Origin of the sequence: Myxococcus sp. AS-1-15, assembly GCF_020037055.1 — a bacterium.
GTDB classification, from domain to species: domain Bacteria; phylum Myxococcota; class Myxococcia; order Myxococcales; family Myxococcaceae; genus Myxococcus; species Myxococcus fulvus.
In genome coordinates this window covers 1126930-1152556 of sequence record NZ_JAIQDF010000001.1, presented here as the reverse complement: position 1 = coordinate 1152556, position 25627 = coordinate 1126930, and the positions used below count along the sequence as shown (strand labels likewise).

Annotated in this window: 21 protein-coding genes; 10 read left to right on the top strand and 11 right to left on the bottom strand. The window is 70.0% G+C overall.

Going from position 1 to position 25627, the window contains the following annotated elements:
- Window positions 1-41: 41 nt before the first annotated feature.
- Window positions 42-1331: a myxosortase-dependent phytase-like phosphatase gene (locus K8625_RS04740; protein ID WP_223781950.1), complete on the bottom strand. Its 1290-nt coding sequence runs from the start codon at window positions 1329-1331 to the stop codon at window positions 42-44.
- Between the two features lie 139 nt (window positions 1332-1470).
- On the opposite strand from K8625_RS04740, the gene gmd reads away from it, so the two are divergent.
- From gmd to K8625_RS04725, 3 genes are all read left to right on the top strand, one after another.
- Window positions 1471-2445, top strand: a complete 975-nt coding sequence (gene gmd, locus K8625_RS04735) for a GDP-mannose 4,6-dehydratase (protein ID WP_223745375.1) — start codon at window positions 1471-1473, stop codon at window positions 2443-2445.
- Window positions 2446-3378 carry a GDP-mannose 4,6-dehydratase gene (locus K8625_RS04730; protein WP_223745374.1) on the top strand — a complete coding sequence of 311 codons (933 nt, stop codon included), beginning with the start codon at window positions 2446-2448 and terminating at the stop codon, window positions 3376-3378.
- 77 nt (window positions 3379-3455) lie between these two features.
- The gene (locus K8625_RS04725) at window positions 3456-3965 is read left to right on the top strand and encodes an NADAR family protein (RefSeq protein WP_223745373.1); all 510 of its coding nucleotides are present in this window, start codon (window positions 3456-3458) and stop codon (window positions 3963-3965) included.
- On the opposite strand, the gene K8625_RS04720 is transcribed toward K8625_RS04725, so the two are convergent.
- From K8625_RS04720 to K8625_RS04710, 3 genes are all read right to left on the bottom strand, one after another.
- Window positions 3962-4687, bottom strand: a complete 726-nt coding sequence (locus K8625_RS04720) for a hypothetical protein (RefSeq protein ID WP_223745372.1) — start codon at window positions 4685-4687, stop codon at window positions 3962-3964. The genes K8625_RS04725 and K8625_RS04720 overlap by 4 nt on opposite strands.
- Before the next feature lie 34 nt (window positions 4688-4721).
- Window positions 4722-5249: a hypothetical protein gene (locus tag K8625_RS04715; RefSeq protein ID WP_223745371.1), complete on the bottom strand. Its 528-nt coding sequence runs from the start codon at window positions 5247-5249 to the stop codon at window positions 4722-4724.
- A gap of 69 nt (window positions 5250-5318) precedes the next feature.
- Window positions 5319-6422, bottom strand: a complete 1104-nt coding sequence (locus K8625_RS04710) for a glycosyltransferase family 1 protein (RefSeq protein WP_223781949.1) — start codon at window positions 6420-6422, stop codon at window positions 5319-5321.
- 29 nt (window positions 6423-6451) lie between these two features.
- Between K8625_RS04710 and K8625_RS04705 the strand changes: the two genes are divergently transcribed.
- From K8625_RS04705 to K8625_RS04690, 4 genes are all read left to right on the top strand, one after another.
- Window positions 6452-8686 (top strand): glycosyltransferase family 4 protein, encoded by a 2235-nt coding sequence (locus K8625_RS04705; protein ID WP_223745369.1) that lies wholly within the window; start codon window positions 6452-6454, stop codon window positions 8684-8686.
- On the top strand, window positions 8683-9519 hold the full coding sequence (locus K8625_RS04700; protein WP_223745368.1) for a hypothetical protein: 837 nt from the start codon (window positions 8683-8685) through the stop codon (window positions 9517-9519). Before K8625_RS04705 ends, K8625_RS04700 begins: the two co-directional genes overlap by 4 nt.
- A gap of 410 nt (window positions 9520-9929) precedes the next feature.
- Window positions 9930-10760: a glycosyltransferase gene (locus K8625_RS04695; protein ID WP_141328194.1), complete on the top strand. Its 831-nt coding sequence runs from the start codon at window positions 9930-9932 to the stop codon at window positions 10758-10760.
- Between the two features lie 406 nt (window positions 10761-11166).
- A complete protein-coding gene (locus tag K8625_RS04690) occupies window positions 11167-14946 on the top strand; it encodes an FAD-dependent oxidoreductase (protein WP_223781948.1) in 3780 nt (1259 codons plus the stop codon).
- Between the two features lie 16 nt (window positions 14947-14962).
- Here the strand turns inward: K8625_RS04690 and K8625_RS04685 are convergent, their stop codons facing one another.
- Entirely contained in the window at window positions 14963-15634 is a 672-nt protein-coding gene (locus K8625_RS04685; protein ID WP_223781947.1) for a hypothetical protein, read from the bottom strand.
- A gap of 195 nt (window positions 15635-15829) precedes the next feature.
- Here K8625_RS04685 and K8625_RS04680 point away from each other — a divergent pair, with 195 nt between their 5' ends.
- Both K8625_RS04680 and cyaY read left to right on the top strand, forming a co-directional pair.
- Window positions 15830-16324 (top strand): histidine phosphatase family protein, encoded by a 495-nt coding sequence (locus K8625_RS04680; protein WP_141328200.1) that lies wholly within the window; start codon window positions 15830-15832, stop codon window positions 16322-16324.
- 16 nt (window positions 16325-16340) lie between these two features.
- The gene (gene cyaY, locus K8625_RS04675; protein WP_223781946.1) at window positions 16341-16673 is read left to right on the top strand and encodes an iron donor protein CyaY; all 333 of its coding nucleotides are present in this window, start codon (window positions 16341-16343) and stop codon (window positions 16671-16673) included.
- Here cyaY and K8625_RS04670 read toward each other — a convergent pair.
- From K8625_RS04670 to secA, 6 genes are all read right to left on the bottom strand, one after another.
- Complete coding sequence (locus K8625_RS04670; protein WP_223781945.1) at window positions 16661-17629, bottom strand: diguanylate cyclase; 969 nt, start codon at window positions 17627-17629, stop codon at window positions 16661-16663. The two genes, cyaY and K8625_RS04670, sit on opposite strands and share 13 nt — an antisense overlap.
- On the bottom strand, window positions 17629-18186 hold the full coding sequence (frr, locus tag K8625_RS04665; protein ID WP_141328206.1) for a ribosome recycling factor: 558 nt from the start codon (window positions 18184-18186) through the stop codon (window positions 17629-17631). The genes K8625_RS04670 and frr overlap by 1 nt, the downstream gene beginning before the upstream one ends.
- A 45-nt stretch (window positions 18187-18231) precedes the next feature.
- Entirely contained in the window at window positions 18232-18984 is a 753-nt protein-coding gene (gene pyrH / locus K8625_RS04660) for a UMP kinase (protein ID WP_223745362.1), read from the bottom strand.
- A 214-nt stretch (window positions 18985-19198) separates the two neighbouring features.
- Window positions 19199-19852 (bottom strand): translation elongation factor Ts, encoded by a 654-nt coding sequence (tsf, locus tag K8625_RS04655; RefSeq protein WP_223745361.1) that lies wholly within the window; start codon window positions 19850-19852, stop codon window positions 19199-19201.
- 159 nt (window positions 19853-20011) lie between these two features.
- On the bottom strand, window positions 20012-20989 hold the full coding sequence (gene rpsB / locus K8625_RS04650; protein ID WP_370640295.1) for a 30S ribosomal protein S2: 978 nt from the start codon (window positions 20987-20989) through the stop codon (window positions 20012-20014).
- 366 nt (window positions 20990-21355) lie between these two features.
- Window positions 21356-24205, bottom strand: coding sequence for a preprotein translocase subunit SecA (gene secA, locus K8625_RS04645; protein WP_223745360.1), 2850 nt, complete (start codon window positions 24203-24205; stop codon window positions 21356-21358).
- A gap of 343 nt (window positions 24206-24548) precedes the next feature.
- Here secA and rlmM point away from each other — a divergent pair, with 343 nt between their 5' ends.
- Window positions 24549-25571: a 23S rRNA (cytidine(2498)-2'-O)-methyltransferase RlmM gene (gene rlmM, locus K8625_RS04640; RefSeq protein ID WP_223781944.1), complete on the top strand. Its 1023-nt coding sequence runs from the start codon at window positions 24549-24551 to the stop codon at window positions 25569-25571.
- Window positions 25572-25627 lie beyond the last annotated feature (56 nt).

Genomic DNA, 25627 nt, shown 5'->3' with positions numbered 1-25627 from the left:
TCCGCACTTCACCCCGCCGCGCGCCGTGATTCAACCGCGCTTCAGCGCTCGCGGCGACGACGCACCGACAGACCCAGGGCCAGCAGCCCGAGCACCACGCTGCCAGGCACCGACGCGGTGGCGCACGAGCAACCCGACCCGTCGTCCGCCTCGGGGAAGCCACCCCCTCCCGGGATGCCAGGCCCGGGCCCACCGCCCCCACCTCCACCGCCGTCCGAGCCCGCGTCGGAGCCGCCATCCGTGCCGCCGTCCCCCTGCGAGGGACGCGTGTCGATGCGCAAGGGCGGCGTGAAGGCCTGCGCCACCTTGTCCCAACCCACCAGCTTCAGGTTCTGCTGGTTGCTGTTGTCGGAGTCCTGCGCGACGAACAGGCCATCGAGGAACTCGGGACCCACCGGCTGCGCGGACACGGCCAGCGCGAACGGCGACTCCACCGCGCCGATGCCGCCATCCCCCGCCACCATCTGGAACGAGCCCAGGAACGCGTACGTGCGGCGGTCCAGCACGCCGAACGAGTTGGAGGTCGTGTCCGCCGCCAGCAGGTAGCCCTGCGCATTGGCGCCACGGTAGAGCGCGAGCCGGCTGACGGAGCCCGACAGGTTGCGGCCCGTGCCCGTCAGCGAGGCCACCTCGGTGCGGCTGGTCCCCCCGTCGGGCTCCGCGTTGTAGCGCCAGATGGCCACGCCGGACTGGACCACGTACACGTAGCCCAGCTCCTCGTCCGCCACGAGCCCGGTGATGGCGCCGCCCACATCCAGCGCGTCGCGCGCCAGCGTGGCCGACATCCCGCCGTCCTCACCGGACAATTCGAACTGCAGGAGCGAACCGGACGGGTTGCCCGCGAACACATAGAACCGACCGGAGGAGGGGCTGCGATAGAGCGCCACGCTGTTGAACTGCGTGCTGTTGTTGACGAGCGGCGCCACGTTGATGCGCTCCACCTTGTTCGTCGCCCGCCGCCCATCCACCCGGTAGGCCGACAACCCGTTGACGCTGTTCGCCGTCACCGCGAGCGACAGGGTGTCGTTGCCCAGACGGAAGCCGTCACGCAGGGAGATGCCCAGCGTGGGCCCATCGAAGTCCGACTCCACCTGTTGACCATCCAACCCGAAGGTGAAGAGGCCGGAGTTGGCATTGTCATACGCCGTCAAGAGCAGGCTGTCGGTGCCCCCGTCCGCGCTGCCCACCCAGATGGCGACGTCGCGCAGGTTCGCCCCGCTGGCCCCGGGGTCCGGCGTCGTCTGACGGACAGGGGACACCCGCACGGGTTGGGCGGAGGCGGCCGCTCCACTGAGGAACGCCGCCAGGGCGAGGATGAGAGGGTGACGCATGACCGGGCTCCAGGCAGGTGGGTCCGCCGTAACTTCGCACGCGGAGGATGCCTTTCAAGTGCGAAGGCTTCGGGAACGGTTGGCTCCGGCCAACCGTGTCGAGTACAAAGTGCGTCTTCCAGCCAACAGCGAAAAGACCATGGCGACCAAGCGCGCACTCATTACGGGCATCACGGGGCAGGACGGCAGCTATCTGGCGGAGCTGCTCCTTTCGAAGGGCTACGAGGTGCACGGAATGGTGCGCCGCTCCTCCGAGGAGAAGTTCGAGCGCATCCAGCACCTGCACGGGAAGATCCAGCTCCACCAGGGTGACCTGCTGGACCAGTTCTCGCTCGCGGCGCTGCTGAACCTGGTCAAGCCGGACGAGGTCTACAACCTGGCGGCGCAGTCGTTCGTGCCCACCAGCTGGAACCAGCCGGTGCTCACCGGTGAGTTCACCGCGCTGGGCGTGACGAAGATGCTGGAGGCCATCCGCCACACGCGCCCGCAGGTGCGCTTCTACCAGGCGTCCTCGAGCGAGATGTTCGGCAAGGTGCTGGAGGTCCCCCAGACGGAGGACACGCCCTTCTACCCGCGCAGCCCGTACGGCGTGGCCAAGGCGTACGGCCACCACATCACCGTGAACTACCGCGAGTCGTTCGGCCTGTTCGCGGTCAGCGGCATCCTCTTCAACCACGAGTCGCCGCGCCGGGGCCTGGAGTTCGTCACGCGCAAGGTCACGTACAACGTGGCGCGCATCAAGCACGGCCTCCAGGAGAAGCTGCCCATGGGCAACCTGGACGCCAAGCGCGACTGGGGCTTCGCGGGTGACTACGTGGAGGCCATGTGGCTGATGCTCCAGCAGGAGAAGCCGGCCGACTACGTGGTGGCCACCAACGAGACGCACACGGTGCGGGAGCTGGTGGAGATCGCCTTCGCGCGCGTGGGCCTGGACTGGCAGAAGCACGTCTTCATCGACCCGGCCTTCGTGCGCCCGGCCGAGGTGGACCTGCTCATCGGTGACCCGGCCAAGGCCAAGAAGGAGCTGGGCTGGGAGCCCAAGGTGCGCTTCAAGCAGCTGGTGGAGATGATGGTGGACGCGGACCTGGAGCGCGTGAAGGCGGGGCAGCGGTAGATGCGCATTCTCGTCACGGGAGCGGATGGGTTCGTCGGCAGGCATCTGTGCGCGCTGTTGCGCGCCTGCGGCGATGAGGTGGTGGAGGCCCACGGGCCCCGCGGCGAGGGTGTGAGCAGCAGCGCCCTGCATTTCGACGTGGCCAACGAGGCCGCCGTGAAAGCGGCCGTCGCCGAGGCCCGGCCCGAAGGCGTCATCCACCTGGCCGGCTTCAGCTCGGTGGCCAAGAGCCACCACAACCCCTCGCGCGTGTTCGCGGTGAACACGATGGGGGTGGTGAACCTCCTGACGGCGCTGCGCGAGAACGCGCCGAAGACGCGCGTGGTGCTCGTGGGCTCGGGCGAGGTGTACGGCCCGGTGCCGGAGGGCACGCGCGCCCCCGAGAGCACGCCCGCCGTGCCGCTGAGCCCCTACGCGGCCTCCAAGTCCGCGGCGGAGCTGGCCGGCGTGCAGTTCCACCGCAGCTACGGGCTGGAGGTGATGATGGCCCGGCCCTTCAATCACCTGGGCGCGGGGCAGGACCCGACCTTCGTCGTGCCCTCGTTCGCCTCGCAGATTCGCGCCATCGGCCTGGGCACGGTGGACCCGGTGCTGCGCACGGGCAACCTGGACGCGGTGCGGGACTTCTCGCACGTGCGTGACGTGGTGGAGGCCTACCGGCTGCTGCTCGACAAGGGCGAGCCCGGGCAGGCGTACAACATCTGCTCCGGCGAGGGCCGCACCATCCGCAGCCTGCTGGAGGAGATGCTCCTGCTGGCCGGCGTGGACGCGCGCATCGAGTTGGATCCGGCGCGCCTGCGCCCCTCCGACATCCCCAGCCTCGTCGGCTCGCCCGACAAGCTGCGCGCGCTGGGTTGGGCGCCCAAGCTGACCGTGACGGACGCGCTGCGCGACGTGCTCGGTCCCAAGGTGCCCGGCGCCCAGCGCGCCTGAGTCCTCCCCGAGACGCCTGTCAGGATGCCGGGCCCCTGGTCGTTGGTGTAAAACCAACACGAACCAGGAGGCTCGGCATGGCAGGCACGCGGCGGCAGGACAGGTTCACCTTCTTCTGGACCCAGGAGTCCCCGTTCTCGCAGTGGCATCCCTGTGAGTTCCTGGTGGAGGGGGCCCGCTACAACTGCATGGAGCAGTACATGATGGCGGGCAAGGCGCGCCTCTTCGCGGATGAAGAGATGCTCGCGCGCATCATGGCGTCCGCGTCTCCCAAGTCGCAGAAGGCGCTGGGCCGCAAGGTGCGCGGCTTCGTGGAGGAGACGTGGGTGAAGGAGCGCGAGCGCATCATCTACGAGGGCAACCGCGCGAAGTTCACGCAGAATGCCGCGCTGCTGGAGGTGCTGCTCGCGAGCCAGGGCACGGAGCTGGTGGAGGCCAGTCCCATGGACCGCATCTGGGGCGTGGGGCTCGGCATGGATGACGCGCGCATCATGGACCCGTCCCAGTGGCGTGGGCTGAACCTGCTGGGCAAGGTGCTGACGCGCCTGAGGGATGACCTCATCGCGCAGGGTGTGGTGGCTCGCTAGCGCTCCACATGGGCCCAGGCCTCCAGCCGCCTGTCCAGGGCGGTGAGGGTCCACAGGTCCGCGGGATTGTCGGAGCGCACCGCGTCCAGGGCCGCTCTCAACGGAGCCCTGGCGCGCGCCTCGCCCCACTCGGACAACACGCGCAGCGCCATCAACGAGGGCTGACGCGAGAGCAGTCCGAGCAGTTCCTCCACCACGCGAGGGCTGCGCTCGTCGGCGAGACGCTGCACCGACTCGTGTCGCTCCTCCGGTGTCGAAGCGGTGTCCCTCAGTCGCTCCGCGAGCGCGTGGAAGCGGGCCTCGTCCAGCAGCTTGCGCGGGCCCGGCGTGTCCCAGTGCTCCACCGTGACGCTCGTGCGCGCGAACGCGACACACTCGCGGCGCAGGCCGTCGTCGTCGAACAGACCCATGAGGCGCTCGGGCGCGGGCCGCCCGCCCACGAGCAGCCCCGCCGCGCGCTCCGCCAGCCCGTCCGCGACGCCGAGCAGGTGCACCCGAATCACCGTGGCCTCCGCGTCGGCGCGGACCTCGACGGGCACCCGCTCCGACTTGAGGAACACCTCGGCGAGGCCGCGCTGGGACACGTACCAGCGATACTCCAGCCACACCGCGCTCGGACGCTCGACGAAGCGCGCGTCCTCGGCCTCGACGAGCCGGGGCGCGCCTTCCGCCACGCCGCCGAAGCAGCGCTCCAACAGCGCCAGGGCCTCGGTGAGCTTCATGTCGCGTCCACGCGCATCAGGCCGGCGCTCCCGCTCAGAACGAGTACGGCACGGGCGCGGACACGCCGAGCAGCGACAGGTCCACCGTGCCGCGCGTGTTGCTCTGGCCGGACTGCGCCTGGGCGATGGGGCTCACGTCGAAGCGGAGCTCGGCGAACTTCATGGCCTTGCAGCGGTCCCCATGGCCATCGTGAATCAGGACCAGGTTCGCCACCGGCGTGGCCCCGGCCTTCGACTGGAGCTGCCCGTCCCAGGCCAGCTCGTACGTGTGCTCGGCGCAGCCGCCCCCGTGCGCGACGTTGAGCGTCAGCACGTTGCCTTCGAGCTTCGCGTTCTCGATGTTGATGGGGTCCTGGGGCTGAGGGTCCGCCTTCACCACGAGCGGCGTGGCGTCGGTCCGATTCGCCGGGGACGCCCCCTCTTCCGCGGGCGTCTCCGTCTCCGGAATGGCCACCGCGTCCTGGGGCACCGCCGGCTCCGCGGGCTCCTGCCGCGTGGACTTGCTCGCACAGCCGATGAGAAGACCGCTCAACACGAGGCCACTCCACATGAGCTTCCGCATCCGCATCCTCCCGTCACGACTCCTCGGCGGAGCCCGATTGCCCGCCGACCCGACACACGCTTGCGAGCCTCAGCGTCGGAGCGCGGCCTCGTAGGCCGCCAGCGTCCCCTCGGCCGTCCGTTTCCAGGTGAACTCCGCGGCCCGCGCGCGGCCCCGCTCCGCGAAGGCCCGCCGCTCCTCGGGGGAGCGCAGGAGCCGGTGGATGGACTCGGCGAGCCCCTCCGCGTCGTCCGGGCGCACCGCCAGCGCCGCGTCGCCGCAGACCTCCGGCAGCGAGCCCGCCGTCGAGACGATGGCGGGGGTGCCCAACCGCATCGCCTCCAACGGAGGCAGGCCGAAGCCCTCGTAGCGCGAGGGGAAGACGAACAGCGCCGCGCGCCGCATCAGCTCGTAGAACACGGGCTCGGCCTGATAGCCGAGCGGACGGATGTCGTGCCCTTCCGCGCGCAGCCGCGCGATGCGGGACTCCACGCGGCCGGAGCCGAACCAACTCTGCCCCGCGAGCACGAGCGACGCGGGCCGCCCCTGCGCGCGCAGCCGCTCCATCGCATCCAGCACCAGGTCCACGTTCTTGCGGACATCGAGCGAGCCCGCGTAGAGCACGTAGTCCCTGGGCAGCGCGAGCGAGCGCAGGTAGTCCGCGCTCGTCGCATCCAGCACGGGCGCGCTCACGTGGTCCACGCCGATGGGGACCACCACCGCGCGCGAGGCGACCTCGGGGAAGCGCTCCAGCAGGTCATCGCGCGTGCGCGCGCTGATGCACAGCACCTGGTCCGCCAGCAGCAGGCTGCGCGACAACCACAGCCGGAACTGCCACCGGAACTTCGCGGACACGGTGTCCGGCATGATGAGCGGAATCAGGTCCAGCACCGTGAGCACGTAGGCGGTGCCGGGCACGCGCGTCAGGGGCAGGTTGAAGTTGCCCAGCGCGTGGTAGAGCGCGGGCCGCGAGCGCTCGAGCAGCTTGGGCAGCCGGGCGAGCGTCCAGGCGGTGCGGCCGCCGTTGCCCCTCGGATGGTCGCCGGAGTCGCGCGCGCCCAGCTTCTCCAGCGAGACGCCTCGGGCCTCGAGCGCGCCAGCGAGACAGCGGGTGTACAGGCCGATGCCGGTGGTGGGCTCATCCCAGAGCGTGGCGTCGAAAGCGATGGAGCCGATGGACACGGGGCGCCTCATAGCACGGCCGTGTGATAGGCAGGGCGCGCATGGCGATCCACCAGTTGATAGCGAGCTTCGTGCCCGGCGACGCCACCGGGCAGGCCGCGCTGCACCTCCAGCTCCTCCTGCGCCGACTGGGCGTATGGGGCGGCCTGTACGCCGACGAGGTGGGCGCGGGTCTGGAAGGGCTGGCGAGCCCCGCCTCCGAGCTGAAGCCGGCGCCGGATGACCTGGTGCTGTACCACCACGGCATCGCCTCGCCGCTGAGCAGTCGCCTGATGCACCTGCCCTGTCGCAAGGGGCTCGTCTTCCACAACATCAGCCCCGCGCGCTTCTACACGGGCCTGTCGCTGGAGAACGCGCTGCTCGCCGGACGCGCGCAGCTGGCCGCCATGGCGCCCTTCGTGGACGTGGCCATCGGCGTGTCGGACTACAACGCCGCGGAGCTGCGCGTCGCGGGCTATCGCAACGTCCACACGGTGCCGCTGCTCATCGAGCCGGAGCGCTTCGGGCCCGACCGCGCCGACGCGAAGCTCCTGAGCAGGCTGGCGGGCCCGGGGCCGGTGCTGCTCGGTGTCAGCCGGGTGATGCCGCACAAGCGCTTCGAGGACCTCATCGCCCTGCACCGCGAGGTATTGCGGCTGCGGCCCCAGGCGCGGCTGTTGATGGTCGGCGGCTATGAGCCGGGCAGCCGCTACTTCCGCTCGCTCGAGAAGCAGGCCAAGGGGCTGAGCGGGGTGAGCTTCCTGGGGCGGCTGAGCCACGCGGAGCTGGTGGCCGCGTACCGCTCCGCGTCCGTGTTCGTGTCGATGAGCGAGCACGAGGGCTTCGGGGTTCCGCTCATCGAGGCCATGGCGTCGGACGTGCCCGTGCTGGCGTACGGCGCCGCCGCGGTGCCGGAGACGCTGGGCGGCGCGGGCATCGCGTTCGACCAGAAGCGCTTCGCCTTCCTCGCGGAGCTGGCGGTGGACCTGAGCGAGGACCTCTCCCTGCGTGAGCCCGTCATCGCGGGCCAGCGTCGAAGGCTGGAGCACTTCTCCGCGCCCTCGGTGCAGCGCGCGCTGTCCCGAGCGCTGGAGCCCTACCTGCCGGCGCCGCGAGTCCGTCGGGCGGCGCCGAAGCGGCCCCGGGTGGCGGTGGTGGTGCAGCGGTACGGCGAGGTGACGGGCGGCGCGGAGATGCTGGCCGCACAGGTGGCCGAGCGGCTCACGCCGCACTGGGACCTCACGGTGCTGACCACGTGCGCGAAGAACCACCTGTCCTGGGAGAATCACTTCCCCGCGGGACCGGACCGGGTGCGCGGCGTGGATGTGCTGCGCTTCCCCGTCACGCGCGTGCGCAACATCCGGGGCTTCAACGGGCTGTCGCGCAAGCTCTTCGACAAGAGCAACGAGCGGCTGCGCGAGGAGCAGTGGGTGGCCGAGCAGGGCCCCCTGGCACCGGGGCTGCTCCACCACCTGGCCTCCACGCGCGACGCGTATGACGGCTACCTGTTCTTCACGTACCTGTATGCGCCCACGGTGTGGGGCATGCCGCTGGTGGCGGACCGCTCGCTGCTCGTGCCCACCACGCATGACGAGGCGCCCATCCGCTTCGATGCGTACCGCGACGTCTTCGAGCTTCCTCGCGCGCTGCTGTGCCTGACGCCGGAGGAGCTGACCATCATCGAGAAGTACTTCCCGAACCACGCGAGGACACGCGTGGTGGGCGTGGGCGTGGAGCGGCCCTCGGCGGACGGGGCGCGCTTCCGACAGAAGCACGGCGTGCACCGCGACTACCTCCTGTACGTGGGCCGTCAGGAGCCGGGCAAGGGTGTCCCCGAGCTGCTCGAGTTCCATCAGGCCTTGAAGCACCGGTACGCGGACGCGCCGGACCTGGTGCTCGCGGGGGACGCGCACATGTCCCTGGAGGGCGATGGCGTGCGATATCTGGGGCGCATCCCCGAGCAGGACAAGCACGACGCGCTGGCCGGAGCGCTGGCGGTGGTGGTGCCGTCGCGCTACGAGAGCCTGTCGCTCCTGACGCTGGAGGCGTTCGCGCAAGGCACGCCGGTGTTGGTGAACGGGCGCTCGGACGTGCTGGTGGGACAGGTGGAGCGCAGCGGCGCGGGGCGCGCCTATACGGACCTGGCGTCGTTCATCCAGGGGCTGCGCGAGGTGGGCGAGGCGCGCAAGGCGCTGGGGGCGAAGGGGCTGGCGTACGTGAAGAAGCAGGGATGGCCGCAGGTGGTGGCCACCTACCGGGACGAGCTGCAACGCATCCTCGAGGAGAAGCACCGATGAAGCTGCTGGGACGCGACATTCCCGCGCGGGAGCTGCTGGCCCGCATCGAGGAGCGCCTGCGAACGCGCGGGCTGCCCACCTCCGAGCCGGTGGAGGTGCCCGCCGAGGGCGTGGAGCCCCGGCTGGAGCCGCTGACGTTCAACCTGCACGCGCTCGAGGAGAACGCCGACGCGACGCGCGCGCTGCCGCTGCAGACGCACCGGGGCGGCGTGGGGCAGCTCGTCGTGGTGGCGAAGTGGGCGTTCCGCAAGTCGTGCCAGGTGTTCATCAACGAGGCCCTGGGACGGCAGCGCGTGTTCAACGGGCACGTGCGTGACTCGTACGCCCAGCTCTCCGCGGAGGTCCTCCGACTGCGCCGCGAGGTGGAGCAACTGCGCGCGCGACAGGCGAGCACCCCGGTCGAGGAGTCGCGAGGCCCAGTGACGTCGGGTACTCCGGAAACGGCGCCACGCCCCTCGCTGACGAGGAGCACGTCCAGAACGGAGAGACAGGGGTCACACGCGCCGACGAGCGTCGAGCCGCCTGCTCCACGGCCTCCGCGCGCCGCCGGAACGGCGCACACCGACGAGGGGCCAGGCGCGGACAAGGTCATGCAGCAGAAGGGGACTTCGACCTCGCGGAGTCACGAAGCGAAACAGGGTCGTGAGGCGACGTCGTCGCAGGACGGGCATGGCGCACGGAGCACGCCGCGCGATGCCGCGGAGGTACTGCCCAAGCCTCGCACCACCAGGACGGAGACCGTGACGTCGGCGAAGGAGCAGACGCCACCGACCGACAAGTCGGCTCGCCCCAAGGATGGCGCGAAGTCCCGTCGCCCCAAGCGACGCCGATAGAGCACCGCGCTCCATTGGGTTCCTGGGGCAGCGCGAAGCCTCGCCGCCCCATGCGATGTCACCGCGCTCCTGGCGGCGCCCAGAGCGCGCCGAGCCCTCCGGTCCAAGCGGCGCCGCCAGGACACAGTGCGGCGCCAGGCCCCGCCACTCCCCGCGGTGCGGTGGAGCCACGGCGCGCCTCGGGTGACTCGAAGCCGCATCCGCGCCAACCCGGTGCACCTCGCTCACCGGGCGAGGAGCCTCCATCGGCGTCGCGCGACGGCCCGTCCGGAGGCCATGACCGATACAGCAACCCCGTTGCGATTCCCGCTTCGCCCAAGCACGGAGTCCGGAGGGCCTCCTGAAGTACCGGCCCACACGCCCGCCCCCCTCGCGTTGACGCCCCTGCCCCACCGTGCTCAAACCGGCGCGTGGGAGCTCCGTCCATCAGCGTCGTCATCCCCGCGTACAACGAGGGGCAGCGCCTGCCTCGCTTCGTGGCGTCGCTCACCCACGTCGCCCTCGGGCAGCCGACGCCGCGGGTGGAGTTCCTCGTCGTCGACGACGGCAGCGCGCCCGAGCACGCCACCCTTCAGCGAGCCAGCGTCGAGCAGGCCCAGGCCCGGCTCTCCGCCGCGGGCTCGCACCACCGCTTCACCTACGTCGCCGCGCCTCGCAATGGCGGCAAGGGCTCCGCCATCCGACTCGGCTGGCGCCATGCCTCCACTGACTCCACCTGGCTCGCGTTCCTGGACGCGGACGGCGCCATCAGCGCGGACGAGCTCTTCCGACTGGTCCGCCTGTCCGACGCCCCCGAAGCCCAGGCCGTGGATGTCCTCGCCGGCTCACGCATCCTCATGGCCGGCCGCCGCGTGGTGCGAAACCTGGGCCGGCACCTGCAGGGCCGCATCTTCGCCACGCTGACGGACATGAACTTCGGCCTGCACTTCTACGACACGCAATGTGGCGTGAAGCTCATCCGCGCCCGCGTGCTGCACCCGCTCCTCGACGTGCTGCGCGAGGAGCGCTGGCTGCTCGACGTGGAGCTGCTCGCCCTCCTCAAGCGCCAGGGCGCCCGCTGCCTGGAGGTCCCCATCGACTGGGAGGACTTCGGCGGCTCCAAGGTCATCCCCGGGCTCGACGCGGCCCGCATGTTCTGGGGGCTGTTCAAGCTCCGCCGCCGACTGGACCACCTCACCCTCCCCGCTCCGGGCTCGCGCGAACCACTCCCCGCGAACCTGCCCCCCACTGATACCCGGTGACAGCCGCAGCGGAATGGCCGGGCCCCGGGTGCGATACGCCCTCCCCAGGGCGACATGTCGGAGGGGTACGGAGCACCCTCTCCCGAAGGGCGAGCGGCCGGCGGGCCGTCCGAGCCACCCGCCCCTCGTCGGGCCAACCCATTGGCCTCATTCCAACCCACGAGCGTCCCGGTGCGGGCCGCGCGGGCCCTGGCGCATCCTGCCGACGGCCCCGACCTGTCCCGGAGGCCAGCAGATGGAGGGCGGCTGATGTCCGCCCTTCGCGTTACAACCCCAGGGAAGCCACTTGCTCCCATCGCCCGGTTTCACGCGGCGTCGCGAGGCCGCTTGCTTTCCGGGCGGCTCACCGCGAAATAGGCCCCGCACGCGAGCCGTTGCTCCGGGTTCCTCCTACACCTTCAGTGATATGCGCGCCCTGACCGACCTGCCCAATGACCCTGGCCCCTCCCTCCAACTGGGCCTGCCGGGCTTCACCTTCGAGGACCTCTACCGCCCGCGCGGCCTGCGCCGGCTGGCCCAGAGCTTCGACGCACGGCTCGCCGAGGACGAGCCGGAGCTGTTCCAGGCGTTCGACGCCTATCGCAAGTCCCAGGGCAAGAGCCTCACCGGCCCCGCCGAGTCCGACCTGCTGGTGCGCGTGGCCCGCCACATGTCGCGCTTCGTCGCCCGGCTCTTCCGCGTCGAGTCCGAGCTCGACAGGCTGATGGGCCACCTCAAGGGGGAGCTGCCCCTCTTCGACTTCAAGCGCGAGTTCATCACCCGCCGCGTCTTCAAGAAGGGCGCCCCGGACCGCCCGACGCTGGCCGAGTTCCCCTCGCTGGACGGCCGCATGCGGCGGATGCTCCAGCTGGGCTTCCCGGAGGCGCTCTCCACCGGCGACTTCGAGCGCGGGCTCGCCGAGTCCGTCCTCAGCCTGATGGAGCTCGAGCGCCTGTTCTCCGGCAACCTCCCCGCCGAGCAGCAGGAGAAGGCCCCTGCCCTGCGCGAGCGCTGGACGGCCCTGCGCGCAGCGCTCGTGGCGACCCCGGAGGGCCGCGAGGCGTTCGGCTCCAGCCTGGTCACCCAGGGCGATGACGCCGCGGAGCTGCAGGCCGTGCGCGCCCTGCTGTCGCTGGCGGACCGCTGGACGTACGCGCGCGCGCTGCACCCGGAGACCAAGGACCAGTTCCACGCGTGGCCCACCCACCGCGTGCCCAAGCCGCTGGTGTTCGACCAGCTGGTGCATCTGCAGCGTCCGGACGCCGAGCTGCCCGAGGCCACCGAGGGCCTGGAGCACCACCTGCGCCACCGCGACGGCTTCAAGCTCACCGACCGCCGGGGCACCCAGCGCGACGTGATGAACGAGGTGGACTACTGCGTGCTCTGCCACGAGCGCCAGAAGGACTCCTGCTCCACGGGCTTCCCCGCCAAGGACAAGGTCGCCGAGGGTCACAGCTACAAGAAGAACCCCCTGGGCATCCCCCTCACGGGCTGCCCCCTGGACGAGCGCATCTCCGAGGCCCACCTGCTCAAGCGCGAGGGCAACTCGCTGGCGGCGCTGGCCATGGTGACGCTGGACAACCCGATGTGCCCGGGCACCGGCCACCGCATCTGCAACGACTGCATGAAGGCCTGCATCTTCCAGAAGCAGGAGCCGGTGAACATCCCCCTGGCGGAGACGGCCGCGCTGACGGACGTGCTGGACCTCCCGTGGGGCTTTGAAATCTACGGCCTGCTCACGCGCTGGAACCCGCTCAACGTGCGCCGGCCGTACGCGCTGCCCTACGTGGGCCGCAACGTCATGGTCGTGGGCCTGGGCCCCGCCGGCTACACGCTGTCGCACTACCTGCTCAACGAGGGCTTCGGCGTCACGGGCGTGGACGGCCTCAAGATCGAACCGTTCTCCGACGAGCTGGTGGGCCGCAACGGCCACGCGCTCACGCCCATCCGCGACTGGCGCTCGCTGACGCGCGAGCTGGACGAGCGCGTGCTCGAGGGCTTCGGCGGCGTGTCCGAGTACGGAATCACCGTGCGCTGGGACAAGAACTTCCTCACGCTCATCCACCTGACGCTGGCCCGGCGCGAGGGCTTCCGCATCCACGGCGGCGTGCGCTTCGGTGGCACGCTCACCATCGAGGACGCGTGGGAGCTGGGCTTCGACCACGTCGCCATCGCCGCCGGCGCCGGGCGCCCCACCATCATCGGGATGAAGAACAACCTCATCCGAGGCATCCGCAAGGCGAGCGACTTCCTCATGGCGCTGCAGCTCACCGGCGCCTTCAAGAAGGACTCGCTGGCCAACCTCCAGGTGCAGCTGCCCGCCATCGTCATCGGCGGCGGCCTCACCGGCATCGACACCGCCACGGAGCTGATGGCGTACTACCCGGTGCAGGTGGAGAAGGCGCTCGCGCGCCACGAGAAGCTCGCCGCGGAGCTGGGCGAGGAGGCCGTCTTCGCGCGGCTGGACGCCGAGGAGCGCGCCACCTACCAGACCTTCCTGGAGCACGGCCGCGCGGTGCGCGCCGAGCGTGAGCGCGCGAAGGCCGAGGGCGGCACGCCCGACTTCATCAAGCTGGTGCGCGCCTGGGGCGGCGTCAGCCTGGCCTACCGCCGCAGCCTCACCGAGTCCCCCGCCTACCGCCTCAACCACGAGGAGGTGACGAAGGCGCTGGAGGAGGGCATCCGCTTCATCGAGCGGATGAGCCCCGTGGAGGCCATTCCGGACGCGACGGGCGCGGTGCGCGCGCTGCGCTTCGAGCGCATGGTGACCGTCGACGGCAAGCTCAAGGGCAGCGGCCAGTTCTTCGAGCTGCCCGCGCGCACGGTGTGCGTGGCCGCCGGCACCTCGCCCAACGTCACCTACGAGCGCGAGTACCCGGGCACCTTCCAGCTCGACGAGGGCGGCGACTACTTCCAGGGCCACGCCCTGGTGGAGACGGCGGACGGCTTCACGCTCGAGCGCGTGGAGGCCAGCGAGGACCTGGACGCCAGGGTGGGCTTCTTCACGTCATACGCGAAGGACGGCCACTTCATCTCCTTCTACGGCGACAACCACCCCACCTACGCGGGCAACGTGGTGAAGGCCATGGCCAGCGCGAAGGACGGCTACGGTGAGGTGGCCCGCCTGTACGCGAAGGAGGTGGCCGCGCTCGACTTCGACGACGAGGTGGCCCAGGCCCGCCGTGACGAGCAGCGCGCCGCGCACTTCGCGAAGCTGGACGCCGCGTTCAACGCCACCATCGTCGCCGTCAAGCGCCTTACCCCGACCATCGTGGAGGTGGTGGTGAAGGCGCCCTACGCGGCCAGCCACTTCCAGCCCGGCCAGTTCTACCGGCTCCAGAACTTCGAGCGGAACGCGCCCGTGGTGGACGGCATGCGCCTCACCATGGAGGGCCTGGCCCTCACCGGCGCGTGGGTGGACAAGGAGAAGGGGCTGATGGGCACCATCGTGCTGGAGATGGGCTCGTCCTCGCGCCTGTGCTCCGCGCTCACCCCGGGCGAGAGCGTGGTGCTGATGGGCCCCACGGGCGCGCCCACGGAGATTGGCCACAACGAGACGGTGGTGCTCGTGGGCGGCGGCCTGGGCAACGCGGTGCTCTTCTCCATCGCCCGCTCGCTCAAGGCCGCGGGCTGCCGCGTCGTCTACTTCGCCGGCTACCGGCTCAAGTCGGACTCCTTCAAGCAGGACGAAATCGAGGCGGGCACGGACCAGATTGTGTGGTCGGTGGACACCGGGGAGACGATCGAACCCCGGCGCCCGCAGGACTCGGCCTTCCGAGGCAACGTGGTGCAGGCCATGCTGGCCTACGCCGAGGGCAAGCTCGCCGCGCCCTCGCTCATCCCGCTCTCGGAGGTGGACCGCATCATCGCCATCGGCTCGGACCGGATGATGCGCGCGGTCGCCGAGGCCCGGCACGGCGTGCTCCAGCCGTACCTGAAGCCGGACCACGAGGCCATCGGCTCCATCAACTCGCCGATGCAGTGCATGATGAAGGAGATCTGCGCCCAGTGCCTCCAGCGGCACGTGGACCCGCGCACCGGCAAGGAGACGTGGGTCTTCTCCTGCTACAACCAGGACCAGCGCCTGGACCAGGTCGACTTCGTCAACCTGAACCAGCGGCTGCGCGGCAACACGGTGATGGAGAAGGTCGCCGACCTGTACCTGGCGCAGCTGCTCAAGAAGGCCCCGCACCTCAAGCGCGTGTGAGGGGCCTCGCGCGTCTTCACCGTCGTGTGCCGGTGAAGACGCGCAGCATCTCCTGGTAGTTCTTCATCAGCTCGTCCTCGCGCGTGAGCACCACGTCCACGTTGGCGTCGCCGTACTCGCGGCGCACGTCGGTGAGCTTCTGGAAGGACTCCACCTGGCGGCGCATGGAGGCCACCTGCGCGGCCAGCTCCTCGCGCTGCTCCGGCGGCAGCTTCTGCTGGAGCTCCTCCAGCTTGCGCAGCTCGTCCTCGTACTGGAGCGTGCGCCCCAGCTGCCGCTGACCGATGACGGCCGTCACCACCTGGGCCAGCCCGTTGATGTCCGCCACGCTCAGCCCCGCGGACGCCCGGGCCTCCGCCTCCGCCTTGGCCTTGGCCTCCACCACCTTGAGGCCCGCGCGCACCTCCGCCATCGCCTCCGGCGTGCCCGCGTCCACCAGCACCCCCAGCCCCTGCAGCCCCTTCACCTGCGAGCCGTACACCTCCAGCATCCGCCGCTGGTAGGCCACGTAGGCCGTCAGCTTCTCGGGCGTCACGACATAGGCCGCGCCGACCTCGGCCGCCTCCAGGGCGTCCAGCCCGGCGGCGCCCGCATCCTCCACCCCGGGTGCCTCACTACCCGCGGCCCCATCCTTCTTACATCCCGAGAGGGCCAGCGCCCCCGCCAGGACCCACAGCGCCTTGCGCATCCGGACTCCTTCCCTGAAGAGACGGCTCGTCAGCCTCCGCGTGTATGCTGCGCGGACGCGTGCGGAGGAGGGCGGCCCCCTCTTGTCTGTCACGTTGAAGGTTGTTCAGGCCACTGAACAATCGCCGCATTACCTTTGACCAACCCGGCGGCGGTCGTGTACGAACCGCGGTCCGGTTGCTCCGGTGGAGGGACTTTGAGGATTTTCCTGGTTAGGCACGGCGATGCGGACGCGGAGATCCCCGAGGGTCTCGGCGATGAAGCACGCTGGCTCACGGCGAAGGCGCGAGCGAACACGGCGGCACACTTCGCATCGTTGTCCGAGCGCATGGGGCCCATCAGCCTCATCCTGACCAGCTCGCTGGTTCGCACGGTGCAGACGGCGCAGATCCTCTCCATGGCGATGAAGTACGAGGGGCTGCTGCAGGTGCACAAGAGCCTGCTGCCGGACATGCCCGTGGGCACGGTGGACTCGCTCATCAAGGAGCACGAGGGCGAGAACCTGGTCCTCGTCGGCCACCAGCCGACCATGGGCGCGCTGGCCGCTCACCTGCTCGGGATGCAGTCGTTCCCCAAGCCCGTCAACCCGGGCACTGTCATCGCCCTGGAGCGTGCCGAGGGTGAGAACGCGCAGTACAAGCTCCTGTTCTACGCGGCCCCCGGCCACCCGGTCCTCGACGTCATCCAGTGAGGGCCCCCGGTCGGCCATGATGGACGAAGCACGCTACAACCAGCTCGTCGCCGCCGTGTTCAAGCGGATGCTCGCCGCGGCGGATGCCATCGACCCGGACGTCCTGGAAGCCGAGAGCACCGGTGACATGCTCACCCTGACGGCCCGCTCCCGGGAGAAGTGCATCGTCAACACCCAGCGCGCTGTGAAGCAGATCTGGGTGGCGGGTCAGGGCCAGGGCATCCACTTCAGCTATGACGACGCCACGGGCACCTGGCAGGACGACAAGGGCCGGGGCCTGGAGCTGTTCCGCTTCGTCGCCGACGTGGTGCACCACATCAGCGACGTGGACTTCGTCTACCCGTCCTGATTCCGGCTGGCGTCGCTGGCCACCTCCACCCAGTCGCCTCCCGCCGCCTGCGCGCGTCGCAGCGCGTCTCCCGCGTCCTTCAGCATCCCGCCGAAGCTGATCTGCTGGACGGGAGCGCCCGGCCCCGCGCCCTTCCCCGCCGGAGGCTCCGACACGGAGACACCCACCGAGGCCGTGCCCGCGGGCAGCGAGGTGACGCCCTTGAGCTTCTCGCGCAGGCGCTCGGCCACCACCCGGGCTCCCGAACGGGGTGTGTGCGGCAGGAAGACGACGAAGCGGCTGTCCGCGAAGGGCACCGCCACGTCGATGTCGCGCACCCCCGCCACCAGCAGGCCCAGCGTCTCCGCCAGGGCGCCCTTGCGCGCGGCCGGCGCCAGCGATGAGGCCCGCTCCTGGAAGCGGTCCAGCTCCACCATCAGCAGGGCGATGGGGTAGCGGTAGCGGCGGCTGCGCTTCACCTCCATGAACATCAGCCGCTTGAGGAACTCGAAGTCCGCGGACGTCGCCCCCACGGGGGCCTGCGGCGCGCGCGGCGCTGGAGGCTCCACCGGCGCCGGAGTCACGGGCGTCGCAGCGGCCTGCGGCGCGCGCCGGGCCTCTTCGCGCTGCACGAGCAGCGACACGCACGTCAGCACCGTGGCGCGCTTGAGGGGGCCCACCAGGCTGCCGTCCGCGCCCGACTGCAGGGCGCGCTCGTCGGCGTGCTCCTCGTCCGGCGGGTACATGAGCAGCACGGGCGCCGTGAGGCCCTGGGCGCGCACGCCCCGGCACAGCGCCTCGCCGTCCAGCGCTCCCGTGCCGGAGGCCAGGAGCACGGAGGGCGGACGCTCCCGGGCGGCGCGCAGCGCCTCGTCGACGCTGGCCACCCACGCCACCTCGTGGCCGGCGCCCTCGAGGTACCGGCGCAACACACCCGCCACCGGAGCGGCGGGCTCGGCCAGGAGCACGAAGGCCATCAGACCGACATGACCTCCTTCTCCTTCGCCTGGACGATGGAGTCGACCTGCTTGACGCCGTCGTCGGTCTCCTTCTGGACCTTCTCCGTGATTCGCTTCTGGTCGTCCTCGGTGATCTTCTTGTCCTTCAGCTGCGTCTTGAGGACTTCGTTCGTGTCGCGGCGGATGTTGCGGATGGCGACCTTGTGGTCCTCACCCTTGGTCTTCACCTGCTTGGCGATCTCCTTGCGGCGCTCCTCGGTGAGCGGCGGGAAGGGCAGGCGGATCATCTCCCCGTCGTTCATGGGGTTGATGCCGAGGTTGGCCTCACGCAGGGCCTTCTCGATGTCCTTCAGGACGCTCTTCTCCCACGGCTTGATGGTGATGAGCCGGGGCTCCGGGGCGTTGACGCTGGCCACGCCGGACAGGGGCGTGGGCGTGCCGTAGTAGTCCACGCGGACGTTGTCGAGGATGGCGATGTTGGCGCGCCCGGTGCGCACCTTGGTCAGCTCGCGCTTGAGGTCCTCGAGCGTCTTGTTGATGCGCTCCTTCAGCTCTTTGACGAGGTCGTCGCTCATTTGCGTGTTCTCCTTGAACTCTGGAATCGGGATGAGTGCGTGACGTCAGGCCCAGACCGTCTCACTGCCGCCCACGACGGTACCAATCTCACCGCCGCCCAGCACCGCGCGGCGGATGTTCCCCGGCACGGTGAGGTCGAAGACGATGATGGGCAGCTTGTTGTCCATGCACAGCGAGATGGCCGTGGAGTCCATCACATTGAGGTTCTGCTTCAACACATCCATGTACGTCAGCGAGCGGTAGCGGCGCGCGGTGGGGTCCTTCTTCGGGTCCGCGCTGTAGATGCCGTCCACCTTGGTCGCCTTGAGGATGACCTGGGCGTTGATTTCCATGGCGCGCAGCGACGCGGCCGTGTCCGTGGTGAAGTACGGGTTGCCCGTGCCCGCGGCGAAAATCACCACGCGGCCCTTCTCCAGGTGGCGCACCGCGCGCCGGCGGATGTAGGGCTCGGCGATCTGCTCCATCTTGATGGCGGACAGCACGCGCGTGTGCAGGCCCTTCTTCTCCAGCGCGTCCTGCATGGCCATGGAGTTGATGCACGTGGCCAGCATGCCCATGTAGTCCGCGCTGGCCCGGTCCATGCCCTCCGTCGCCCCGGCGACGCCGCGGAAGATGTTGCCTCCGCCAATCACCAGGGCCACCTCCACGCCCGCTTGCGCCAGCTCGATGACCTCATCGGCGATGGCGCTGAGTGTGGGTGGGTGGATGCCGTACTTCCCCTCTCCCATCAGGGCCTCGCCCGAGAGCTTGAGGAGAATGCGCTTGTATCGGAGCGGTTGGGTCGTGTCGGAGGACATGCGCGTCCGCTTCTATCCCCCGGATTGCGGCATATCAACGCCCGAGTCGGACAAGGCGGCCACACCGTCCACGGCCAACGCCCCAAGGGCCCTGGGAAGCCCTCCCGGGGCCCGAAAAGAGGAGGGCCGCGTCCCCCGGCTCCCCAGCAGGGAGTCGGAAGGGTCGCGGCCCTCGGGGCCAACCAGGAGGACCTCCGAGCGAGGCCCTGGGGAATCAGCCCTGGCCCAGCGTCTTGGCCACTTCGGCGGCGAGGTCGTCCTTCTTCTTCTCGATGCCCTCACCCACCTCGAAGCGGACGAAGCGGCGCACGGAGACCTTCTCGCCAATCTTCGCGGCGCGCTCGGTGATCATCTCGCCGACCTTCTTCTTGTCGTCCTTCACCCACAGCTGGTCCACGAGGCAGACCTGCGTGTAGTACTTCTCCATCTTCCCGACGAGGATCTTCTCGAGCATCGCCTCGGGCTTGCCCTGCTGCTTGAGCAGCTCGCGCTCGATCTCGCGCTCCTTCTCGAGGTTCTCGGAGGGCACTTCCTCGCGGCGGACGAACTTGGGGTTGGCGGCGGCGATCTGCATGGCCACCTCCTTCACCAGGTCCTGGAAGTCCGGGTTGCGCGCGACGAAGTCGGTCTCACAGTTGACCTCCACCAGCACGCCGATGCGACCGCCGTGCACGTAGGTGCCCACCAGACCTTCGGCGGCGACGCGGCCTTCCTTGCCGGCGGCGCGGGAGATGCCCTTCTTGCGCAGCCACTCCTCGGCCTTCGTGAAGTCGCCGCCGGACTCGGCCAGCGCCTTCTTGCAGTCCATCAGGCCCGCGCCGGTCCGCTCGCGGAGGTCCTTCACCATCTGGGCGGTCACTTCGGCCATGTTCTTCTCCTGCCTCCGCCACCACGTGGGCGCCATGCGCCGGGCGGAGCATTGATGTTCAAGGGGTACGGCGTACGACGGGAAACACGGACGGCCGGGTGACAGGCGTTCTGCTCCGCCACCCGGCCGCCACGAAGACACTGGAGTGAAACGGGGGGATTACTCCGCCGCCGTCTCGCCCGCGGCCTCGCCGCCCTCGGTCGCGGGCTGCTCGGCGACGGCCGGCGCGCCCTTCATCTCGACGAGGGGGCCACGGCGCTCGCCGCCACGGTCACGGTCGCCACCACGGCGGTCGCCGCCGCGGTCATTGCGGCGCGGGCCACGGCGGTCATCACGCTCACGGCGGTCGTCACGGCCCTCGCGCTCCTCCTGCTCGTCGCGCTCCGCCGCGCCCGAGGCACGGTAGCGGGCCGCGCCCTCGATGCAGGCCTCGGCGATCTTCGACGTGAAGAGCTTGATGGAGCGGATGGCGTCGTCGTTGCCGGGAATCACGAAGTCGATGCCGTCCGGATCGCAGTTCGTGTCGACCAGGCCAATCACGGGGATGCCCAGGCGGGTCGCCTCGTGGATGGCGATGTGCTCCTTCTTCGGGTCGATGATGAAGACGCAGCGGGGCAGCTTGGACATCTCCTTCACGCCGCCCAGGTTCTTCTCGAGCTTCTCGCGCTCGCGCTCCAGCGAGGCGACTTCCTTCTTGGGCAGGCGCTCGAAGGTGCCGTCCTCGGCCATCTTCTCCAGCGTCTTGAGCCGGTCGATGCCCTGCTTGATGGTCTTGAAGTTGGTCAGCGTGCCACCCAGCCAGCGGCTGGTGACGAAGAACTGACCGGCGCGCGAGGCCTCCTCGCGGATGACGTCCTGCGCCTGCTTCTTGGTGCCGACGAAGAGCACCGAGCCACCGCGGGCCGTCACGTCCGCCACGAAGCGGAAGGCCGAGCGGGCCATGGTGACGGTCTTCTGGAGGTCGATGATGTAGATGCCGTTGCGGGCACCGAAGATGTACGGCTTCATCTTCGGGTTCCAGCGCTTGGTCTGGTGGCCGAAGTGGACGCCGGCCTCCAGGAGCTGCCGCATCGTGATGCCGCCGGCGGCGGCCATGGCCTGCTGCTGGTTCTGCGTTTCCTGCGTGTCGATCGACATGTTGTTTCTCCGGTTCATCCGCCACACCCGATGCGAAGCTCCGGCCGTGACATCCGAGAGGGGCCGCTCCTTTTCGGAGGGGCTCACCCACGGTTGCACCGGCGACCGGCACGGGCGTGTGTGAAGTGGGTACGACTCGGGGTAGATACCCCCACCCCAGACTACGAGGCGGGGCGTCCTTAACAGAACCCTTCCGGGCGGCGCAAGCTTCGCCTCACCGTCCGTGCCGGGAAGCAGGCGGAAAGCCCCCTCCCCTGCCCTCCAGGCGCCCTCCGTGTCCCTGAAACACCACCGGCGCGGACCACCGCCCGGACCTCGGGGCGGCGCCGCGCCGGCGCGTGGGACACCGTGGGAGCGACAGGCGGCCTAGACGTTGGCCTCCGCCGCGCCGTGGCACTTCTTGTACTTGCGGCCGCTGCCGCAGGGGCAGGGATCATTGCGGCCCACGCGGGGGCCCTGCTGGGCCGCCGGAGGACGGGCCGCCTGGGCGACGGAGGCCTCGTCCAGCTTGCCCTCCGCCGTGCCGCGCCCCTCCACCGCCTTGCGCTGCTGCTGGGCCAGCTGCCGCTGGATGCGGACGGCCTCTTCCTCGGCGCTGGTGGCCGAGCGCGGCTGCACGCGCATGAGCTGGGAGACGAACTGCGCCTTGATGGAGGCCAGGGTCTGGATGAAGCCCTGGTAGCCCTCGCGCTTGTACTCCTGCTTCGGGTCCTTCTGGCCGTACCCACGCAGGCCGATGCCCTGGCGCAGGTGGTCCATGCCCAGCAGATGCTCCTTCCAGAGCCGGTCGATGGTCGCCAGGTAGTTGTACTGGAGGAAGCGCAGGAAGTTCTCGCCGAACTCCTCGTCGCGCTGGCGGAAGACCTTCTCCGCCGCCCGGTAGATGTGGTCCTGGAGCTCGTCGCGGTTGCCGACGTTGTCGAAGTTCATGTCCAGGTCGAACGTCTCCTTCACCGTCCTGGTGAGGGAGTCCAGGTCCCACCCGTCCGAGCTCTTCGTCGGCGCGTACGTGTCCACCGTGGAGACGATGACGTCCTCCACCGCGTCCAGCACCATCTCCTTGAAGTCCGCCCAGCTCACCATCCGCTCGGAGCGGCTCTTCACCCGCGTCTTGGGGTCCTCGGTGAACTCGACGAGCGGCAGGCCCGCGCCCGCGGCCAGCACCTGACGACGCAGCTTGTAGATGGTGCGCCGCTGCTGGTTCATCACGTCGTCGTACTCGAGCAGGTTCTTGCGGATGTCGAAGTTGTGTCCCTCGACGCGCTTCTGGGCCCCCTCGATGGCGCGGGTGAGCCAGATGTGCTCGATGACCTCGCCCTCCTCCATGCCCAGCCGCTCCATCAGCCCCTGGATGCGCTCGGAGCCGAAGATGCGCATCAGGTCATCCTCGAGGGAGAGGAAGAACCGGCTGCCACCCGGGTCACCCTGACGACCGGCGCGGCCACGCAGCTGGTTGTCCACGCGGCGCGACTCGTGACGCTCGGTGCCGATGATGAACAGGCCGCCGGCCGCCATCACCTCCTCGCGCTCCTTCTTGGTCTCCGCCTCCAGCTTCGCCTGGGTGTCGGCGAGCTTCTGCTCCCACTCGGCCAGGGCCTGCTGATACGCGGCCTGCGGGTCCGGCTGGGCGACCGCGCCCTCGACGGGGGCCTGCGGGGCCACGGGCGGAGGGGCCTCCGGCGGGGGGCCCACGGCCGCCTTCGCCAGCACCTCCGCGTTGCCGCCCAGGAGGATGTCCGTGCCGCGGCCGGCCATGTTGGTGGAGATGGTGACCGCGCCCTTGCGACCCGCCTGCGCGACGATGTCCGCCTCGCGCTGGTGCTGCTTGGCGTTGAGCACGTTGTGGGGGACGCCCCGCTTCTTCAGGAAGTTGGACACCACCTCGCTCTTCGCGATGGAGACCGTGCCCACCAGCACCGGCTGCCCCACCTTGTGCAGCTCTTCAATCTGCGCGGCCACCGCCTCGAACTTCTCGCGCTCCGTCTTGTAGACCACGTCCTGCTGGTCCTTGCGGATGTTGGCGCGGTTGGTGGGGATGACGCGCACGTCCAGGCTGTAGATCTTCGCGAACTCCTCCGCCTCCGTGTCCGCGGTGCCCGTCATGCCGGACAGCTTGGAGTACATGCGGAAGTAGTTCTGGAACGAGACGGTCGCCAGCGTCTGGTTCTCGTTCTCGATCTTCACGCCCTCCTTGGCCTCGATCGCCTGGTGGAGGCCGTCGGACCAGCGGCGGCCCGGCATCTGGCGGCCGGTGAACTCGTCGACGATGACGACCTCGCCGTCCTTCACCACGTAGTCCTTGTCGCGCTTGTAGAGCGTGTGCGCGCGCAGGCCCTGCTCGACGTGGTGGAGCGTCTCAATCTCCCCCGGGTCGTACAGGTTGGAGACGCCCAGGCGCTTCTGGAGCTTGTCGATGCCGTCGTCCGTCAGCGACACGGAGCGGTGCTTCTCGTCCAGGGTGAAGTCCTGGTCCGGGACGAGGCCGGGGATGACCTGGTCCACCCGGTAGTACTTGTCCGTGCTGTCCTCGGTGGGACCGGAGATGATGAGCGGCGTGCGGGCCTCGTCGATGAGGATGGAGTCCACCTCGTCGACGATGGCGTAGTTCAGCTCGCGCTGGACGTAGTCCTGCAAGCGGAACTTCATGTTGTCGCGCAGGTAGTCGAAGCCGAACTCGTTGTTCTGCCCGTACGTGATGTCCGAGCGGTACGCCTCCTGGCGCTGCTTGTCGGACAGCTCGTGGAGCACGCAGCCGGTCGTCATGCCCATGAACTTGTAGACCCGCCCCATCCACTCCGCGTCGCGGCGGGCGAGGTAGTCGTTCACCGTCACCACGTGCACCCCGCGCCCGGACAGGGCGTTGAGGTAGCTGGGCAGCGTGGCCGTCAGCGTCTTGCCTTCACCGGTGCGCATCTCCGCGATGCACCCCTCGTGGAGGAACATGCCGCCGATGAGCTGCACGTCGTAGTGGCGCTGGCCGATGACCCGGCGCGAGCCCTCGCGGATGAGCGCGAAGGCCTCGAACAGCATGCTGTCGAGCGGCCGTCCGTTCTGGATCTCCTGCTTCAGCCGAGCCGTCTCGGCAGGAAAGTCCTCGTCCTTGAGGGCCCGCATCCGGCTTTCCAGCTCGTTGATGCGGATGACCTTCTCGCGGGCCTTCTTGAGCTCGCGCTCATTCTTGGTCCCGATGAGCTTCTTCAGCGTCCATTCGATCATTCGTTGACTCTCTCGCGGCCGGAGAATCCTCGAAGGACGGCGGCGAGTGAAGGGAAATCCCTGGAGATGTAAGGGAGGGCTGGTGGGAAACCACGCGCGCCTCCGTAAACTTCCTCTCGGCCGGTTGCCCAGCGCGCATCGGTTCAGAGTAAAGCGGAACCGAGCCCACGCAATGTCCCCTTCACGAAATCCCCGCCGCCGGCCTGTCCGGGGCGCTTCCTCCAAGCCCCCCGCGCGCCGCCCCGGCCCTCCGCCCTCCAGGAAGCCCTCCCCCCAGAAGGCCCAGGCCGCCCCAGCGCGCCCCACGCCGCCCCCCGCCCCACCGAGGGCGCGGATTCCCTCCATGCCCGCACAGACGCAGCCGCCGGTGGCCGGGCGCTGGCTGTGGACGTGCCGGGCGGGCTTCGAGTCGCACCTCTTCGAGGAGCTCGCCTGGGCGGGAGCGGCGCCCCGGCTGCTCGGAGATGCCCTGGTGGAGAGCGAGCGGAGCCCGAGCCCTCCTCCGGCCTTCGCGCGGGCGGGCTACCAGGTGGTCGCCTCCCTGCCCCCTGGCGCGCCCGAGGTCCTGGCGGAGGCGGCGGCCCGGTCCATCGGCGCCCTGCCTGGGACGGGGCCGTGGCTTCTCCAGTCCTTCACGCCCGACAGCCCTCGGGGCAATCCCCTGGCGACGACGGCGGAGGCGCTGGAGGCGGCGGTGAAGGCGCGGCTCCCCTCGGAGCGGCTGCTCGAGGATGGGGCCCGGGCGAAGGAGGCGGGCGCGCGGCTCGTCTCGCTCTGCGTCGCCCCGGATGGTGTGACGGTGGTGGGCAGCGTCTTCGCGCGGGAGGCCTTGTCGCTGGCCCCGGGTGGACGCCGGCGCATGCGCCGCGAGGTCGAGTCCCCCTCCCGGGCGGCCATGAAGCTGGAGGAGGCGCTGGACGGGCTGGCCTTCGAGCCCGGGCGCGGCGACGTCTGCGTGGACCTGGGCGCGGCGCCAGGTGGGTGGACGCAGCGACTGGTGTCCCGGGGCGCGCGGGTGGTGGCGGTGGACCCCGCGAAGCTGATGCCTGAGCTGGCGTCCCATGGCCGGGTGAAGCACGTGCAGGAGAGCGCCTTCGCCTACGCGCCCGAGGAGCCCGCCGACTGGCTCTTCTGCGACATGGCCTGGCGCCCGCTGGAGGTGGCGCAGCTGCTCGCCAAGTGGGGGCGCCGGGGCTGGGCGAGCCATCTGGTGGCCAACATCAAGCTGCCCATGAAGGACAAGAACCCGGTCCTCGTGCGCGTGCGGCACACGCTCGTCGAGGAGGGCGGCTGGGAGGGCCTCACCGTCCGCCAGCTCTACCATGACCGGGACGAGGTCACGGTGACGGCCCACCGCCTTCGCTGACAGTCGAGCGGGAAGCGCCTGCGCGAGGGCGCGCGACGCGCTAGAGAAGCGCCTGA

Coding starts and splice junctions, on each gene's coding strand:
- K8625_RS04700 (WP_223745368.1), top strand. CDS start 8,683: ATGAAGCTGCTGGGACGCGACATTCCCGCGCGGGAGCTGCTGGCCCGC.
- rlmM (WP_223781944.1), top strand. CDS start 24,549: ATGCCCGCACAGACGCAGCCGCCGGTGGCCGGGCGCTGGCTGTGGACG.
- K8625_RS04705 (WP_223745369.1), top strand. CDS start 6,452: ATGGCGATCCACCAGTTGATAGCGAGCTTCGTGCCCGGCGACGCCACC.
- gmd (WP_223745375.1), top strand. CDS start 1,471: ATGGCGACCAAGCGCGCACTCATTACGGGCATCACGGGGCAGGACGGC.
- cyaY (WP_223781946.1), top strand. CDS start 16,341: ATGATGGACGAAGCACGCTACAACCAGCTCGTCGCCGCCGTGTTCAAG.
- K8625_RS04710 (WP_223781949.1), bottom strand. CDS start 6,422: ATGAGGCGCCCCGTGTCCATCGGCTCCATCGCTTTCGACGCCACGCTC.
- K8625_RS04725 (WP_223745373.1), top strand. CDS start 3,456: ATGGCAGGCACGCGGCGGCAGGACAGGTTCACCTTCTTCTGGACCCAG.
- pyrH (WP_223745362.1), bottom strand. CDS start 18,984: ATGTCCTCCGACACGACCCAACCGCTCCGATACAAGCGCATTCTCCTC.
- tsf (WP_223745361.1), bottom strand. CDS start 19,852: ATGGCCGAAGTGACCGCCCAGATGGTGAAGGACCTCCGCGAGCGGACC.
- K8625_RS04715 (WP_223745371.1), bottom strand. CDS start 5,249: ATGCGGAAGCTCATGTGGAGTGGCCTCGTGTTGAGCGGTCTTCTCATC.
- K8625_RS04685 (WP_223781947.1), bottom strand. CDS start 15,634: ATGCGCAAGGCGCTGTGGGTCCTGGCGGGGGCGCTGGCCCTCTCGGGA.
- K8625_RS04730 (WP_223745374.1), top strand. CDS start 2,446: ATGCGCATTCTCGTCACGGGAGCGGATGGGTTCGTCGGCAGGCATCTG.
- frr (WP_141328206.1), bottom strand. CDS start 18,186: ATGAGCGACGACCTCGTCAAAGAGCTGAAGGAGCGCATCAACAAGACG.
- secA (WP_223745360.1), bottom strand. CDS start 24,205: ATGATCGAATGGACGCTGAAGAAGCTCATCGGGACCAAGAATGAGCGC.
- K8625_RS04690 (WP_223781948.1), top strand. CDS start 11,167: ATGCGCGCCCTGACCGACCTGCCCAATGACCCTGGCCCCTCCCTCCAA.
- K8625_RS04670 (WP_223781945.1), bottom strand. CDS start 17,629: ATGGCCTTCGTGCTCCTGGCCGAGCCCGCCGCTCCGGTGGCGGGTGTG.
- rpsB (WP_370640295.1), bottom strand. CDS start 20,989: ATGTCGATCGACACGCAGGAAACGCAGAACCAGCAGCAGGCCATGGCC.
- K8625_RS04740 (WP_223781950.1), bottom strand. CDS start 1,331: ATGCGTCACCCTCTCATCCTCGCCCTGGCGGCGTTCCTCAGTGGAGCG.
- K8625_RS04720 (WP_223745372.1), bottom strand. CDS start 4,687: ATGAAGCTCACCGAGGCCCTGGCGCTGTTGGAGCGCTGCTTCGGCGGC.